At 43.6% G+C, this 16,910-nt stretch carries 8 protein-coding genes and 1 other RNA gene; 7 read left to right on the plus strand and 2 right to left on the minus strand.

The genetic code is table 11. The features are described 5' to 3' along the window. The first annotated feature begins 6 nt into the window (after window positions 1-6). Window positions 7-8,385, plus strand: a complete 8,379-nt coding sequence (locus M1F56_RS01530; RefSeq protein WP_247916641.1) for an SIALI-17 repeat-containing surface protein — start codon at window positions 7-9, stop codon at window positions 8,383-8,385. A 167-nt stretch (window positions 8,386-8,552) separates the two neighbouring features. Here the strand turns inward: M1F56_RS01530 and pbp1a are convergent, their stop codons facing one another. Both pbp1a and recU read right to left on the minus strand, forming a co-directional pair. Continuing rightward, window positions 8,553-10,715, minus strand: coding sequence for a penicillin-binding protein PBP1A (gene pbp1a, locus M1F56_RS01535; protein WP_247916642.1), 2,163 nt, complete (start codon window positions 10,713-10,715; stop codon window positions 8,553-8,555). Further along, window positions 10,712-11,308 (minus strand): Holliday junction resolvase RecU, encoded by a 597-nt coding sequence (recU, locus tag M1F56_RS01540; protein ID WP_000248760.1) that lies wholly within the window; start codon window positions 11,306-11,308, stop codon window positions 10,712-10,714. The genes pbp1a and recU overlap by 4 nt, the downstream gene beginning before the upstream one ends. A gap of 66 nt (window positions 11,309-11,374) precedes the next feature. Here recU and M1F56_RS01545 point away from each other — a divergent pair, with 66 nt between their 5' ends. The 6 genes from M1F56_RS01545 (at window position 11,375) to gndA (ending at window position 16,908) form a co-directional block, all read left to right on the plus strand. Then, complete coding sequence (locus M1F56_RS01545; protein ID WP_247916643.1) at window positions 11,375-11,902, plus strand: SLOG family protein; 528 nt, start codon at window positions 11,375-11,377, stop codon at window positions 11,900-11,902. Window positions 11,903-11,971: 69 nt separating this feature from the next. Further along, window positions 11,972-12,298, plus strand: coding sequence for a cell division regulator GpsB (gene gpsB, locus M1F56_RS01550; protein ID WP_247916644.1), 327 nt, complete (start codon window positions 11,972-11,974; stop codon window positions 12,296-12,298). Window positions 12,299-12,321: 23 nt separating this feature from the next. Then, window positions 12,322-12,703, plus strand: an RNA gene (gene rnpB, locus M1F56_RS01555) — RNase P RNA component class B. Between the two features lie 83 nt (window positions 12,704-12,786). Then, a complete protein-coding gene (locus M1F56_RS01560; protein WP_247916645.1) occupies window positions 12,787-13,944 on the plus strand; it encodes a THUMP domain-containing class I SAM-dependent RNA methyltransferase in 1,158 nt (385 codons plus the stop codon). A gap of 12 nt (window positions 13,945-13,956) precedes the next feature. Continuing rightward, window positions 13,957-15,408 (plus strand): cell division site-positioning protein MapZ, encoded by a 1,452-nt coding sequence (gene mapZ, locus M1F56_RS01565; RefSeq protein WP_084941073.1) that lies wholly within the window; start codon window positions 13,957-13,959, stop codon window positions 15,406-15,408. A gap of 75 nt (window positions 15,409-15,483) precedes the next feature. Next, on the plus strand, window positions 15,484-16,908 hold the full coding sequence (gene gndA, locus M1F56_RS01570; protein WP_247916646.1) for an NADP-dependent phosphogluconate dehydrogenase: 1,425 nt from the start codon (window positions 15,484-15,486) through the stop codon (window positions 16,906-16,908). Window positions 16,909-16,910: the final 2 nt, after the last annotated feature.

Raw genomic sequence — 16,910 nt, forward strand, 5'->3', positions numbered from 1 at the left:
AGAAAGATGGATAGACATTTTTTTGAGAAACGCTGTCACTATAGTATAAGAAAATTTGCAATCGGTGCAGCCTCTGTTATGATTGGTGCTAGTATCTTTGGAGCCAATATGGTTCAGGCAGCAGAAACAGCAACGCCTTCAGAAACAGAGGGAAGTATTACCCATGTTGAAGCCCTGGATAAGTTACCAGATGATTTAGCCGCTGCGCTTGAAAAGGCGGATGCAGCAGCTGCAACAGAAGCAAGTCATGAAGAAACTCCAGCGACTGATGAGGGAACCAATCCTCCAGCAAGTGAAGAGGCAAAACCAGAGACAAGTCCTGCAAGTCCTAAGCCAGCAGGAACGCCGAAACCGGTTGAAACACCAAAGGTAGACAATAAACCAGCTGAAACTGCTACGCCCGCACCAAAACCAGCTGAAAAGCAAATCGAAGATAGAGAAGATGTCAACCACCTCGAGGGTGCTACTGCCCAGGCGAGCAACCATGAGACTGGTACCAACTTTACTGTGGATAAGGCTATCGACGGAGATGACAATACTCGTTGGGCTACAGACAAAGATGTACCAAAACCAACTATTGAACTAACTCTGCCAAAGACTACCTTGATCAAACATGTAGAAATTGACTGGGATCGTCGTCTTCGGAATGGGCAGAATGACCCCAATATCAAATCTTGGAGTCTCTACTACGCAGGTCAAGAAGACGTGGGCGCTAACGGAGAAAAACAATGGAAACTCGCTCATACCAAAACTGGAGTTCCAGTCTTAGATGAGAAAGTTGACCTAGCTGAAAGTATCCACGCTAAGTACCTCAAATTGGAGGTCAATGATTACCAAGCGGGAACAATGGGCTGGAGAAACGTTGGAATCCAAGAAATCCGAGCTTATTCTAACGTTCCGGACCATAGTAAGGTAACGGATATCCGCCAAGTAACAGAACTAACAGTAGCAGAAGATGGACAGTCCCTTGTCTTACCAACTTTACCAGGAAAAGTCAGTCTTATCGGTAGCAATAAACAAGGTGTAATTGACCTTCAAAATCGTATCTATAAACCTTTGACAGATCAACGCGTCAAGGTCATGGTCCAACAAATCAGAGACAGTCATACCTTTACCAAAGAGTTTGAAGTAGTCATCAAGGGTCTACATCAGGACGAAGGTGTGGGTGTGAAACCAAAAGTAGCACCAGCTGTTCAACAATGGTATGGGAAAGAAGGCCAATCTTCTATCACTTCAGATACAGTCCTTGCGACAGGAGATTCTGGCTTTGATCAGGCTGCAACCTTCTACCAGTCAGACCTTGCTAGCCGTGGATTAGAACTTGCAACAGGTGACAAACAGGCTCAAAAACGAATCGAGTTTAAAAAGGTTGAAAACAAAGGTTATGGCAAGGAAGGCTATGGCATCACTATCCAAGATGATGTGATTACCATCGAAGCTGCAACGAACACAGGAGCCTTCTACGCCACTCGGACTCTTCTTCAAATGGGAGAAACAGATCTACAAAATGGCGAAATTCGTGATTTCCCAAGTTTCAGCCACCGTGGCTTTATGCTGGATACAGGTCGTAAATTTATCCCTTATGACACCCTTGTAGACATCATGCTCAACATGGCCTACTACAAGATGAACGACTTGCAGTTGCACCTTAATGATAACTATATCTTCCTTAAGGAACACTTGGCAGGTAAGAATTTAAGTCCAGAAGAACAACTCAAGTATGTACTTGAACATGCCAAGACTGGTTTCCGTGTGGAGACAGATATTGTCGGTAAGAATGGTCAAAAATTAACATCAGATGAGCATTATACCAAAGAAGAAATGCAAAATCTGATTAAACTTGCCAAGGCCTTGCATATCAACCTAGTGCCAGAAATTGACACACCAGGTCATGCCTTGTCCTTTGTCAAAGTCCGCCCAGACCTCATGTATCAAGGCGGCCTGAGCGATTATGCAGGCAAGCACAATGTCGAGCGCGTAGCCATGCTCGATCTAGACAATAAATACGAAGAAACTCTTAAATTTGTCAAATCAGTCTATGACAAACTCCTCGATGGTCCAGAGGCACCGCTTCATGGCGTGTCCACTGTTCATATCGGAACGGATGAATACTATGGTAGCAGAGAAAGCTATCGTCGCTATGTCAATGATCTTATCAAATACATTAAAGGAAAAGGCTATACCCCTCGTATCTGGGGCTCACTCAGTGCGAAACGTGGGAACACTCCTGTTGATTGGAACGGAGTAGAAGTTGATATCTGGAGCATTGGCTGGCAACGACCAAATGAAGCCATTGCTCAGGGAGCTAAGATTATTAACATCACGGATGTGCCGACATATAGTGTCCCAAGTGGAAGCAATAGTCAAGCAGCCTACGGGGACTATGCCAACTACGAACGCCAGTATAACAGCTGGACACCGAATGATTTTAGAACAGGTGGAGGTCCACTTCTACCAGCTTCTCATCCAAGTATCCTTGGTGGTGGGCACGCAGTTTGGAATGACAATATCGACCTTCATGAGACAGGCTTGACCTCTTATGATATCTTTAAACGCTTCTTCAAGAGCATGCAAACCACTGCAGAGCGGACTTGGGGATCTGACCGTGCAGCTGCGACCTTTGCAGAACGCACCCTACCAACAAGCCCTTATGCGCCACAGTCAAATCCTGATAGAGCGATTGATCAAAGTGATTTGTTTACCATCAATCCTAAGACAGTGAAGGACTATGCAAGCAAGAAGGTGAAGACAAGCGAGCAGGGATTGGCTTTTGAGAAAGACAGCAGCATCGAAGGCTTAGCAGGTGATGTTGGTCCAAGTCACGTCTTGAAGTTTGATGTGACTGTCACTGGAGACGGGGAACAAACCTTCTCAACAAGTGGGGACAACCGTATCTATCTAGCTGATGAAGACGGCTACCTTGCTTATCAATTTGAACAGTTCCATATCCAATTCAAGAAAAAACTTGAAAAGAACAAACGCTATCAAATCTCTATCGTAACCAAACCACAATCAACTGAAGTGTATGTGGATGGTGAAAAGATCGAGCGTATCGCGGATCCTGCGCATCCACGCTTTGCCCACAATAGCTTGGTTCTACCGCTTGAAAGCATCGGTGGTTTCAAAGGGATCCTGCATAGTGCAGAGTTGTCAGACAAACCATTTGTAAATCCTCGTTTGATTTCAAATGATAAGATTACGGCAACGGCAAGCAGTCAGCAACTTCCAGGAAACGCGACTGAAGGCGCTGTTGAAAAGGCCTTTGACAATGATCCAAATACCTTCTGGCATACTAAGTGGACTGGTGACACTGCGCCATACACCCTTACTATGACCTTGAAAGAAGCAGAAAAAGTCAATGGCTTGACGTATCTCCCACGTCCAGGTGGTGGAAATGGTGTCGTTACCCGCTACGAAATCTACGCACAAAAAGATGGCCAAATGGTCAAGGTTTCAGAAGGAAGCTGGGACAACAACGCCCAAGAAAAAACAGTCAACTTTGCGGCGGTAGATACCAACAAGATTGAGTTGAAAGTATTGGAAGGCGTTGGTGGTTTTGCAAGTGCAGCTGAAGTTCATCTATTAAAACCTGTCAAAGAAGAGCAAGAAATGCCTGCACCAAGTCAACCAGAAAAACCAACTACACCTGAAAAACCAACTACACCTGAAAAACCAAAAGTAGACCAAACCGGTGATGGAACAGTTGAATTGGCAGATCAATTCACTGCAAGTAAACCAGCTAGTGAAGACAGCATTGCAGCTGCTAGCAAGAGCGCAGACTACCTCAAGAAAGAGTACAAGGTCTTTCCAACGCCACAAAAAGTAACCTATGGCGAAGGTGTTACGGCTCTTCGTAAGCAAGTCAATCTGGTTATGGGCAATCAACTCGATATCTATACTCGCAATCGTTTGAAGAGTGTCTTGCAGGACAATCAAGTATCTTATACAACTGGTAAGGCGGCAATCGCTGGCGCAACCAATATCTATCTTGGAGTGCATGGACAAGGTTCACAAGCAGAACAAAACTTGTCCAATGTTTCAGCAGGCCTCTTTGAAAAGATTGACGCCTATGTCTTGAGCATCAAGGATAATTCGATTTCCATCGTCGGAAAAGACACAGATGCGGTCTTCTATGGTTTGACAACCTTAAAACATATGCTCAAGGAAAGTCAAGTTCCAGTCCTTCGCAATGTGACAGTAGAAGATTACGCAGAGCTCAAGAACCGTGGTTTCATCGAAGGTTACTATGGAAATCCATGGTCTAATGCGGATCGTGCAGAGCTCATGCGTTTTGGTGGCGATTTGAAATTGAACCAATACTTCTTTGCACCGAAAGATGATCCATACCACAACAAGAAATGGCGTGAACTCTATCCAGAAGAAAAACTAGCTGAAATTCGTGAACTCGCTCGTGTTGGAAATCAAAGTAAAACCCGCTATGTCTGGACCATCCATCCATTCATGAACAACCGTATCCGCTTTGGCAATGAAGCGCATTACCAAGAAGATTTGGCAACCATCAAGGCCAAATTTACCCAGTTGATGAAAGTGGGTGTCCGTGAATTTGGTATCCTTGCAGATGATGCTCCAAGCCCAGTCGGAGGCTACAATAGCTACAACCGCTTGATGCAAGATATGACCAAGTGGTTGACAGAAATGCAGGGAACCTACAGCGGTCTTCGTAAAGAAATGATCTTTGTTCCTGGCCAGTATTGGGGTAATGGACGTGAAGATGAGTTGAAATCCCTCAATGAAAATCTCCCAAGTTCAACATCCATGACCTTGACGGGTGGTAAGATTTGGGGTGAAGTCTCTGAAAGCTTCCTTTCAACTCTCAAGAACAATCTATCCGCAGGTGGCAAGACCTATCGCCCAGTTTCACTTTGGATTAACTGGCCTGTAACAGATAACTCTAAGCAACACTTGATTCTAGGTGGTGGTGAGAAATTCCTTCATCCAAATGTGGATCCAAGCTTGCTATCTGGTATCATGTTGAACCCAATGCAACAGTCTGAACCATCTAAGATTGCCCTCTTTTCAGGAGCTCAATACTCATGGAAACAGTGGAAATCAGAAGAAGAAGCTAAGAAAATCAATGATATTGCCTTCAACTTTGTAGAGAATGGTCATTTTGAAGATAGCAAGGTATCAGCAGCCTTCCGCGAACTTGGTAAGCACATGATCAACCAAAACATGGATAATCGTGTCGTCAAACTAGAAGAATCGGTAGACTTAGCTCCAAAATTAACAGACTTCATGACCAAGCTCAAAGCAGGTCAGGATGTGACTGCTGAACGTGCAGCCTTGCGTGCAGAATTTGCCAAGATTAAAGAAGCAGCTGAGCTTTATAAAGCATCAGGCGATCAAAAGATGGTTGCGCAAATCCACTATTGGTTGGATAATGCAATCGACCAAATGAATGCTCTCGATGCCTTCCTTACAGGAACTGAAGCCATGGCTACAAACGATGCAGCTAAGCTTTGGGATAGTTACTATAAAGGATTGAAGTTCTACGAACAGTCTCAAACTCGTACCTTCCATTATGTAGACCATATGGAAAAAGCTGAATTGGGTGTTCAACATATTCGTCCATTTATCCTATCCTTGAAGGAAGTTCTAGCGTCTGAAGTTCAAAAAGTCTTGCATCCAGATCAAATCATCAGCACCTTTATCACCAATCGAACAGGTGTAGAAGGTGGTTTGGCAGAAGTGACGGATGGTGATTTGGCAACTCATGCGATTATTAAATCACCAAACAGCATCAAGACAGGTGATTATATTGGTATGAAGTTCAACAAGCCGGTAGCTATCCAAACCTTGACCTTTGCAATGGGAACGCAGGCAAATCCACGTGATACCTTTAGTAAGGCAGAAGTGCAGTATCAAGATGAAAATGACAACTGGGTAACCTTGAAAGAGCCAAGCTATGTCGGAAATGAATCCCTTCTTAAGTTTGAGAATCTCACTATCAAGGCCAAGGCAGTTCGCATGATTGCGACAGCAGATCGTGAAAATACCTGGTTTGCAGTTCAGGAAATTGCAGTCAACCGTCCAGTTGAAAAAGCTCGTAGCCAACAAGCAACGACAGTTAGTCTAAGTTCAAACTTAGTTTACAAACTAAATACCTCAGCTCGTCAAATCACTGATGGCAAGGACAATACAGAAGCCATGATGGCAAATGCTGATGGTAGCAATACCACTCCAGTAGATGCCTGGGCACAACTTGACCTCGGTGAAGTCAAGTCAGTCACTAAAGTTCGCCTTCGTCAAGGAACAGGTGATAAACTTGCTGCAGGTGTGCTTGAGTATTCTACAGATGGAACTGCATGGCAAGAGTTGGATCGCCTATCAGGTGAGCAAACCAAGGAAGTGACTAGAGCTATCAATGCTCGTTATATCCGAGTACGCAATACTAAGGCACTCGACCTTTGGTGGCGTATCCAAGACTTCTCTGTTGAGACACGCTCTGGAAACAGTGAGTTAACGGACACAAACGTCGATGCCTTGAAGGAAACGCCGGTAGTGGATAGCTTGGGACATTATGAGCTTCAAATTCCAGCTGGAACCAAACTCCCTGCCCATAGCTATCTAGGTATGAAACTTGACCGTATCCATCAGGTCAAGAGCATCCAGCTCCAAGGTCAAGCCAACCCAGCTCTTAGCCTAGAGTATTCAGCAAATGCGCAAGAATGGACGCCAGCTAGCCAGTTGACTGATAGATCTGTAGCAAGCCACTTGGTACGTTATGTGCGTCTAGTCAACAAAACAGATCAGGAACAAGCTGTTACAGCTACTTCTCTCCTTGTGACGACTAAAGAAGTGCAACCAACCAAACTAGAATCTACAACTATGGGCATTCATCCAACATACGGAAGCAATGATGTTCGTAAACTGAACAACCTAGATCAATTATTTGATGGTGTTTACAACAACTTCGTTGAGTTTTCAGACTATGCTCATAAAGATGGCCACGTGACTTTGAAACTTGGCAACGAACGCACCATCAAGAAGATTAGAGCTTATATCCAAGACGGAACTCAAAACTACCTTCGTGATGGTAAGATCCAAGTCAGCCAAGATGGTAAAACCTGGACAGATGTTGTCACAGTTGGAGATGGTGTGGCCAATAGCCAACACGATGATTCTCTAACAGATGGCTGGACACATGATTCTAAGATGCCAGGAAATCGCTACATCGAAGGTGAATTGACGACACCAGTCAAAGCTAACTATCTCCGTGTCCTCTATACGGCAGACTATGATGCCCGGTTTGTAGGCTTTACAGAATTAGTGATCAATGACGGTGAATTTGTCAAACCAATCAATGATCCAACAGTAGAAGGAAACGGTGGAGAAAGCCAAGGCAACCTCTACAATAATCTTGTAGACGGCAAAGTCTTGACCAGCTACAAGTCTGAAAAAGACAAGGGCGAATTGGTGTATCACTTATCTGAGCCAACCAATGCCAACCACCTTCGTCTCGTTTCCAGTCTTCCTGAAGGAGCGAAAGCACGCATTCTTGCTAGAACACTCAAGGATGGTCAAGACAGTTGGACAGACCTCGGTGCCATTACATCTAGTCTCCAAACCTTCGCTATCCGAAATGGTGGCTCTCTTCTAGACGTCAAATTAGTCTGGGAAGGCGGCAAGGCTGAGTTTTATGAATTGGCAAGCTTCCATCAAGCATTAACAGAAGAATCGGTTCAATCAAGCAAGGGTGAAGAACCAGCACCCGTTCTTGAGGTTCCTGAATTCACAGGTGGTGTGAATGCGGTTGAAGCGGCAGTACATGAGGTACCAGAATACACAGGCCCACTTGGAACAGCTGGAGACCAAGCGGCACCGACAGTTGAGAAGCCTGAGTTTAAGGGCGGTGTCAATGCAGTTGAAGCCTTGGTACATGAACTTCCAGAATACACAGGCCCAGTAGCAACAGTAGGTGACCAACCAGCTCCGACAGTTGAGAAGCCTGAGTTTAAGGGTGGTGTCAATGCAGCTGAAGCCTTGGTACATGAACTTCCAGAATACACAGGCCCAGTAGCAACAGTAGGCGACCAACCAGCACCGATAGTTGAGAAGCCTGAATTTACAGGTGGTGTCAATGCAGTTGAAGCCTTGGTACATGAACTTCCAGCCTACACAGGATCATTATCGACAGTAGGCGATCAAGCCGCTCCAACAGTAGAGAAACCTGAGTTTAAACTTAGCTCTTTAGCTTCCGATCAAGGTAAGACGCCAGATTATAAGCAAGAAATAGCTAGATCAGAAACAGCTGAACAAATCTTGCCAGCAACTGGTGAGAGTCAATCTGATTCAGCCCTCTTCCTAGCAGGTGTTAGCCTAGCCCTATCTGCCCTCTTTGTAGCAAAAACAAAGAAAGACTAGTATTCAACAAAACCTCTTAACAAGATTACAAAATCAGTTTCTCATCTTTTCCAATGAGGTTTATAGTACGCAGAAAGCCTGAGAAGATTTCTTCTCAGGCTTTTGCTAATCATATAAATACGATACTGCTATGAAAAAATCACCCAGAATACTCTGGGTGATAAATGTTATGGTTGCGCTGGTTGCGGATTCTGGTTTTGTTGGCCAGGGGTTGTATTTGATTGTTGCGTATTATTGTTAGGATTGGTAGTCGTACTATTATTTGTGCTTGGAGTAGTTGAGCTAGACTGTGAAGTCGAGCTCTCAGATGTTGAGCTAGAACTTTCAGGTATTGGGGCTTGCTGTGGAGCAGGTGTAGTCCATGTAGAACGAGCACCATTTTTAAAGACAAATTCTCCACCTCTGTAGAGTCCTTCTGGCATAGTCCAGTCACCAGGATGATCATCTTCAGATAGATAAGTCATCATCGAACGGTAAACCTTAGCAGCAACATAGAAGCCATCACCAACGATAGGAGTAAGGCGGTTCGAGTAACCAGTCCAAACGGCCATTGAATATTTACGAGTATAGCCAACGAACATTTCGTCCGGAGCTACATAACCCGTATTTTTAATGTAGTTTTCAATCTCATCATCTGTATAGTTTGACGTACCAGTTTTACCAGCTTGTGGTAGCCAAGGGAGGTAGGCTCCTCGACCAGTTCCGTATGCCAAAACGGTTTTCATCATATCTGTCATCATATAGGCTGTCGTTTCTTTCATAGCACGTGTACCAGAATCAGAGAATTCTTTTGAACTGCCATCACTAAAGACAATCTTATTGATATACATAGGTTTGCGGTAGATACCGCCATTGGCAAAAGCAGCGTAAGCCGCAGCCATCTTCTCGCTGCTTGCTCCATACTTTTTGTCAGATTCAGTTGTATTACTTGAAATAGCATTAGCATAGTGTATGCTTGGGTAGTCAATACCGAGTCCATTTAGAAACGTCTTGGCATGATCGAGTCCTACTTTCTCTAGCGTTTCTACAGCCGGCACATTCCGTGATTGCTGGAGAGCATACTGGAGTGTTATGTTTCCAAAGTAACTCTTATCCCAGTTATAGACAGGGGTAGAGGTTCCAGGGTAATTATAAGGACTATCGTGAACAATCGCAGCAGTTGAATCATAAACGCCGTATTCCAAAGCAGGAGCATAGTCTGTAATAGGCTTCATGGTAGAACCCCAGTCACGGTTAGTTTCTACAGCTTGGTTTATTCCAAAGGAAACGTTACTTGATTGGTGGCGAGCACCTAATTGGGCAATGACTTTCCCGTTTGTGACATCAACGATAGTAGAGGCTACCTGTAACTCATCATCTGGATAGTTGACATACTCGTCCGTATTGTAAATATCCCAGAGACGTTGTTGGACCTTAGAATCAACGTTGGTGTAGACTTCCATACCCGTAGTTAAAAGGTTGTAACCTGTTTCCTGTTCAACTTGATCAATCACCTCTTTGAGGTAATTATCCATGTATGGAGGATAACTATTAGCCAATTTTAGGCTTTGAAGTCCATCTGTAATCGGAGTATTAATCGCTTTTTCGTATTGTTCGGCTGTAATGTAACCTTGCCCCTTCATCTCAGAGAGGACGAGATTACGGCGTTCTTGGGCGGCTTCCGGATGCGAGTATGGATCATACTGGTTTGGAGCCTGAGGCATTCCGGCAAGGAGGGCCAATTGAGGGATACTCAAATCTTTGAGGTCTTTGCCATAGTAACTTTGAGCAGCCGTCTGCATTCCGTAGTTTCCGTTTGACATGTAAACCTTGTTGATGTAGTAGGTCAAGATCTCTTGTTTAGTCGCTTTTTGTTCTAGCTGGACGGCGAGCCATGCTTCCTGAGCCTTACGAGAAAGGGTTTGGTCAGAAGTTGACGTAGAGAAATAGGTTAACTTGATCAACTGCTGCGTCAAAGTTGAAGCTCCTTGAAGGCCTCCGCCACCACGAAGATTTCGTAGGGTAGCACCTAGGATACGGATAGTATCGATTCCTCGGTGATTAAAGAAGCGATGGTCTTCAATCGAAACAATAGCGTTGACCAAATCGGTCGGTATTTCGTTTGCTTGCGCATTGACTCGACGTTCTGATCCAAGATCAGCGATGAGTTCATCGTTATTGTCATAAATTTTGCTGGACGTTGTAGCGACCAGCTTACTTTCAGATAGGGCTGGAGCATTGCTAACATAGTAGAGAAAGAGACCTCCGCCTAGAATAATAGCTGCGATAAATACAGTTAAGAAGCAGATACTGATATATTTGGCTATTCGCAGGATAGTTTGTTTGTTCATCTTGTTTTACCACCTAGTAAATGTTCTTTGATAATATCGAGATAGGGAATCTGGGGAAAGGCACCCAGCTCAATCCTATATCCATTTTCTCGAATATATCCAAGTGGCATTGACTTTTGTCCCTTATCTTGATGATAGAAACGAATCAGGTCAACAGCCGGCAATAAATAAGTTTCTTGCTGAGAAGCAAAGTGAAGAAGGACAAAGCAGATTCCTCGCTGGGCAAGGACCTGTTCCATATGCTGAATCTGATGGTGATGGAAATTCTTCATCGGAATCGCATGTTTTTGCCTAGTTTCCTTTGCTTCAAAGTCGATGTAATATCCATCATAAACCCCTGAATAGTCTGTGGTTGAAGCTTGTCTGAAGTAGGCTTCAACGATCTTGGCTCGACTTCGTTGGGGATAATCGACACGTACGATTTGGATGGGAGTCGGTTTCTTGTGAATCACTGCTAACCCATGCGACAAGTAATAATCGTTCGTAGCGTTGATCATCTTTTCAAAAGACATTCCCCGATTTGCGAAATTTTTAGTTTGTGATGGGGGAGCTTGTCTCTTCTGTGATGAAATTTTATGTGGATAGTTGACCATAATTCTCCTTATTGGTACAATAACATCACTCTATTATATCATAAATTTACAAAGAAAGGGTTAAAAATGACAACAGCCTTGATTTCAGGTTATTCTGCCTTCGACCTTGGTCTCTTTAATGACAAGGATATTCGCGTTGATATTATCAAAACAGCTATTCGGAGAGACTTAGAGCGTCTAGCAGAGGAAGGGGTGACCTGGCTTGTCTTTACTGGGGCTCTGGGCTTTGAGTACTGGGTGCTTCAGGTGGCGAAAGACATGAAAATAGACTATGGATTTCAGCTGGCGACTATTTTTGATTTTGAAACTCATGGCAGTAATTGGAATGAAGCCAATCAAGTGAAGTTGAATGAGTTCAAGCAAGTTGATTTTGTCAAATATGCCTATCCACAATATGAACACAAGGGACAACTACGTGATTATCAGAAATTTTTACTGGAGAACACAGATATTTGCTATCTTTTTTATGATGAGGAAAACAAAACTAAATTACAATATTTTTACCAAATGATGAAAAATCAAGCGGACTATGTTACAAGGCAATTAACATTTGATGAGTTAAATGAACTAGCAGAAAATTTTTCTGAAAAGTAACCCTTTGACCTTGATTTTTACTTGCCTTTTTTTATATAATAATACTAGTAACCCAGAATGGAGAGAGACATGGCAAGTATTATATTTTCAGCAAAAGATATTTTTGAACAAGAGTTTGGACGCGAAGTACGCGGATATAGCAGAGCAGAGGTCGATGAATTCTTAGATGATGTGATTAAGGATTATGAAACCTACGCAGCTTTGGTCAAATCCCTTCGTCAAGAGATTGCTGATTTGAAGGAAGAATTATCTCATAAACCACAGGTAGCTCCAACTCAACCAGACTCTATTGAAGTAACAGCTTCTACTTCAATGACAAATTTTGATATTTTGAAACGCTTAAATCGTCTCGAAAAAGAAGTATTTGGTAAGCAAATCTTAGACAATCAAGATTGATAATTGACTAAGGAATGAATGCAATTTTTGGATAATCGCGTGAAGAGGTTCTCTTTTCATGAGGAAAGTCCATGCTAGCACAGGCTGTGATGCCTGTAGTGTTTGTGCTAGGCGAATCCATAAGCCTAGGGACGAGTGATCGTTACGGCAGTCGAAATGGCTAAGTCTTCGGATAGGTCAGAATAGGCTTGAAAGTGCCACAGTGACGGAGTCTTTCTGGAAACGGAGAGAGTGGAACGCGGTAAACCCCTCAAGCTAGCAACCCAAATTTTGGTCGGGGCATGGAGTGCACGGAAACGAACGTAGTACTCTGACCTCTAGCAGCTCCATGCTGTTAGCGGTAGACAGATGATTATCGAAGGAAGTGGTCCTAGTCACTTCTGGAACAAAACATGGCTTATAGAAAATTGCATATAGGTTGGGGCTGAGAAATCTTTCTCAACCTCATTTTTTAAAGTGAACAAGAGAAAGGTCTTGCAAGACTAGAAATGAAAGAACAATTTAATTTAATCGCAACTGCTGCGGCGGGCCTCGAGGCAGTCGTTGGACGTGAGGTGCGAGAACTTGGTTATGATTGCCAAGTTGAAAATGGGCGTGTCCGCTTCCAAGGAGATGTGAAGGCAATCATTGAGACCAATCTTTGGCTTCGTGCAGCGGATCGCATCAAGATTGTAGTCGGAAGTTTTCCAGCTAAGACTTTTGAAGAGCTTTTTCAAGGCGTTTTTGCTCTAGATTGGGAAAACTATCTCCCGCTAGGAGCACGTTTCCCGATATCAAAGGCAAAATGTGTGAAGTCTAAACTCCACAACGAGCCCAGTGTTCAGGCTATTTCCAAGAAGGCTGTTGTGAAGAAATTACAAAAACACTATGCCCGCCCGGAAGGAGTTCCTTTGATGGAAACTGGTCCTGAGTTTAAGATCGAGGTGTCCATTCTTAAGGATGTGGCAACTGTTATGATTGACACGACAGGTTCTAGCCTCTTTAAACGTGGATATCGTACGGAAAAAGGTGGAGCTCCTATCAAGGAAAATATGGCAGCGGCCATTTTGCAACTTTCCAACTGGTATCCAGATAAGCCTTTGATTGATCCGACCTGTGGTTCAGGAACTTTCTGTATTGAGGCGGTTATGATTGCTAGAAAGATGGCGCCGGGTCTTCGCCGTTCCTTTGCTTTTGAGGAATGGAACTGGGTCAGCGATCGATTAATCCAAGAGGTCCGTACTGATGCTGCTAAGAAAATCAATCGTGAGATAGAGCTGGATATCATGGGCTGTGATATTGATGCTCGTATGGTAGAAATTGCCAAGGCAAATGCCCAAGCAGCAGGTGTTGCAGGAGATATCACCTTTAAGCAAATGCGGGTACAAGATTTGCGCTCAGACAAGATCAATGGCGTTATCATTTCCAATCCACCATATGGGGAGCGCTTGTCCGATGATGCAGGAGTTACGAAACTTTATGCTGAGATGGGACAGGTCTTTGCACCACTGAAAACCTGGAGTAAGTTTATCCTGACGAGTGACGAAGCTTTTGAAAGTAAGTACGGAAGTCCAGCAGATAAAAAACGAAAACTCTATAACGGGACCTTGAAAGTGGATTTGTATCAATACTTTGGTCAGCGTGTGAAACGCCAAGAGGTAAAATAGAAAGGTAAACTCATGAGCAAGAAAAGACATGATCGTCATAAAAAAGAACGGCAAGAGCCACAATTCGACTTTGACGAAGCAAAAGATTTGACTGTTGGTCAAGCAATTCGTAAGAATGAAGAGGTTGAGGCTGGAGTATTGCCTGAAGACAATATCTTGGACAAATACATCAAACAGCATCGCGAAGAGATCGAGGCAGATAAGTTCGAAACTCGTCAGTTTGAAAAAGAAGAATTGGCTTCTACTCGAAACTTAGAGGAATTGATCCAAGAAGTTCGTGAAACAAGTGAACTTTCTGGAGAGGTAGAAGGTTCAGATGTGGTTTCCGAGGAATCTGAGGAATCTATTGAAGAGATAGACAATGAAGAAACTACTCAGTTTGTTCCTCCACTTCAAGATGAAGAAAGTACTGAAATAGAGCCTCTCGTTTTAACAGAAACAGCATCCAAGGAAATGAATGAGGAAAATGAGGAACAAGAAGAAACCTATACTTCCCTATCACGATCAGTACAGACGGAACCTGAAACAGGCTCTAAAAAGAAACGTCTGATTACTATCGTTTCTGTGGTAGCTGCGATTCTTGTTCTTGCTGGGACGTATTATGTCTACCGTCAGGTATCTCGTTCAAACCAAGAAATTCAGTCTTCTCAAGCATCTTCAGGAAATCAAGAATCGCAAACCGACTTGCAAGAGTTCAATACGCTTTATGATGCCTTCTATACAGATGCCAATAAGACTACTTTAAAAAATAGCCAGTTCGATAAGTTGAGCCAGCTAAAAAACTTGCTAGATAAGTTAGAAGGTAGCCGTGATTATACACTAGCTAAGTCAAAATACGATAGCCTAGCAACTCAAATCAAGGCCATTCAAGATATCAATGCCCTCTTTGAAAGTCCAGCTATTACTGACGGTGTCTTGGATACCAATGCTAAAGCCAAGGCGGATGCTAAGTTCACGGAAGTTAAAACGGGAAATACAGAGCTTGATAAACTGTTAGCTCAGGCGATTAGCCTTGGTAAGAGCCAACAAACCAGTGCTTCCAGCTCAAGTTCCAGCTCAAGTCAAGCAAGTTCAAGTTCCGCTACAGAAAACAATGCAAGCAGTACGACGCCTTCAACAAGCACTACGGCACCAGCTAGAGATACAAATGGTGGTTTATCTGGTGATGGTGTAAATCTACAGAGAGGACTTAGTCGTGTACCGTATAACCAATCAGCTGTAGACGATAGCAACAATCCTGCCTGGACGTTTGCAGATGGTGTATTGGAACAGATCCTAGCAACATCACGTGCACGTGGCTACATCACTGGCAACCAATACATTCTCGAACGTGTCAATATTGTAAACGGAAACGGCTATTACAACCTCTACAAACCGGATGGAACCTACCTCTTCACCCTCAACTGTAAGACGGGTTACTTTGTAGGGAATGGTTCTGGTCATGCAGATGACTTGGACTATTAGGAGTCCGTTACAAAATTCTTTCCTTTCATAGGTAAAAATGATAAAATAAAACAAATGAAATAAGAGGAGTGTCACATGACAAAAGCTAACTTTGGTGTTGTAGGTATGGCCGTAATGGGTCGTAACCTTGCCCTAAATATCGAATCTCGTGGTTATACAGTTGCCATTTACAACCGTAGTAAAGAAAAAACAGAAGACGTGATTGCTTGCCATCCTGAAAAGAACTTTGTGCCAAGCTATGACGTGGAAAGCTTTGTAAACTCAATCGAAAAACCTCGTCGTATTATGCTCATGGTTCAAGCTGGACCTGGTACAGACGCAACTATCCAAGCCCTTCTTCCACACCTTGATAAGGGTGATATCTTGATTGACGGAGGAAACACTTTCTACAAAGATACCATCCGTCGTAATGAAGAATTGGCAAACTCAGGGATCAACTTTATCGGTACTGGAGTTTCCGGTGGTGAAAAAGGTGCCCTTGAAGGTCCTTCTATCATGCCTGGTGGACAAAAAGAAGCCTACGAATTGGTTGCTGATGTTCTCGAAGAAATCTCAGCCAAAGCACCAGAAGATGGCAAACCCTGTGTGACTTATATCGGTCCTGATGGAGCTGGTCACTATGTGAAAATGGTTCACAACGGTATCGAGTATGGTGACATGCAATTAATCGCAGAAAGCTATGACCTCATGCAACACTTGCTTGGTCTTTCTGCAGAAGATATGGCAGAAATCTTTACTGAGTGGAACAAGGGTGAATTGGACAGCTACTTGATCGAAATCACAGCTGATATCTTGAGTCGCAAAGACGATGAAGGTCAAGATGGGCCAATCGTAGACTATATCCTTGATGCTGCAGGTAACAAGGGAACTGGTAAATGGACTAGCCAATCAGCACTTGACCTTGGTGTGCCATTATCACTCATCACTGAGTCAGTATTTGCTCGCTATATCTCTACATACAAAGAAGAGCGTGTGCATGCTAGCCAGGTTCTTCCAAAACCAGCTGCCTTCAAATTTGAAGGTGACAAGGCTGAGTTGATCGAAAAGATTCGTCAAGCCCTTTACTTCTCAAAAATCATCTCATACGCACAAGGTTTTGCCCAATTGCGTGTGGCTTCTAAAGAAAATAACTGGAACTTGCCATTTGCAGACATCGCCTCTATCTGGCGTGATGGCTGTATCATCCGTTCTCGTTTCTTGCAAAAGATCACAGATGCCTACAACCGTGATGCAGACCTTGCAAACCTTCTCTTGGATGAGTACTTCTTGGATGTTACTGCTAAGTACCAACAAGCAGTTCGTGATATCGTAGCTCTTGCTGTTCAAGCTGGTGTACCAGTGCCAACCTTCTCAGCAGCTATTACTTACTTTGATAGCTATCGTTCAGCAGACCTTCCTGCTAACTTAATCCAAGCACAACGTGACTACTTTGGTGCCCACACTTACCAACGTAAAGACAAAGAAGGAACATTCCACTACTCTTGGTATGACGAAAAATAAGT

The sequence above is a fragment of the Streptococcus oralis genome, from assembly GCF_023109005.1.
Taxonomy (GTDB): Bacteria; Bacillota; Bacilli; order Lactobacillales; family Streptococcaceae; genus Streptococcus; species Streptococcus oralis_BU.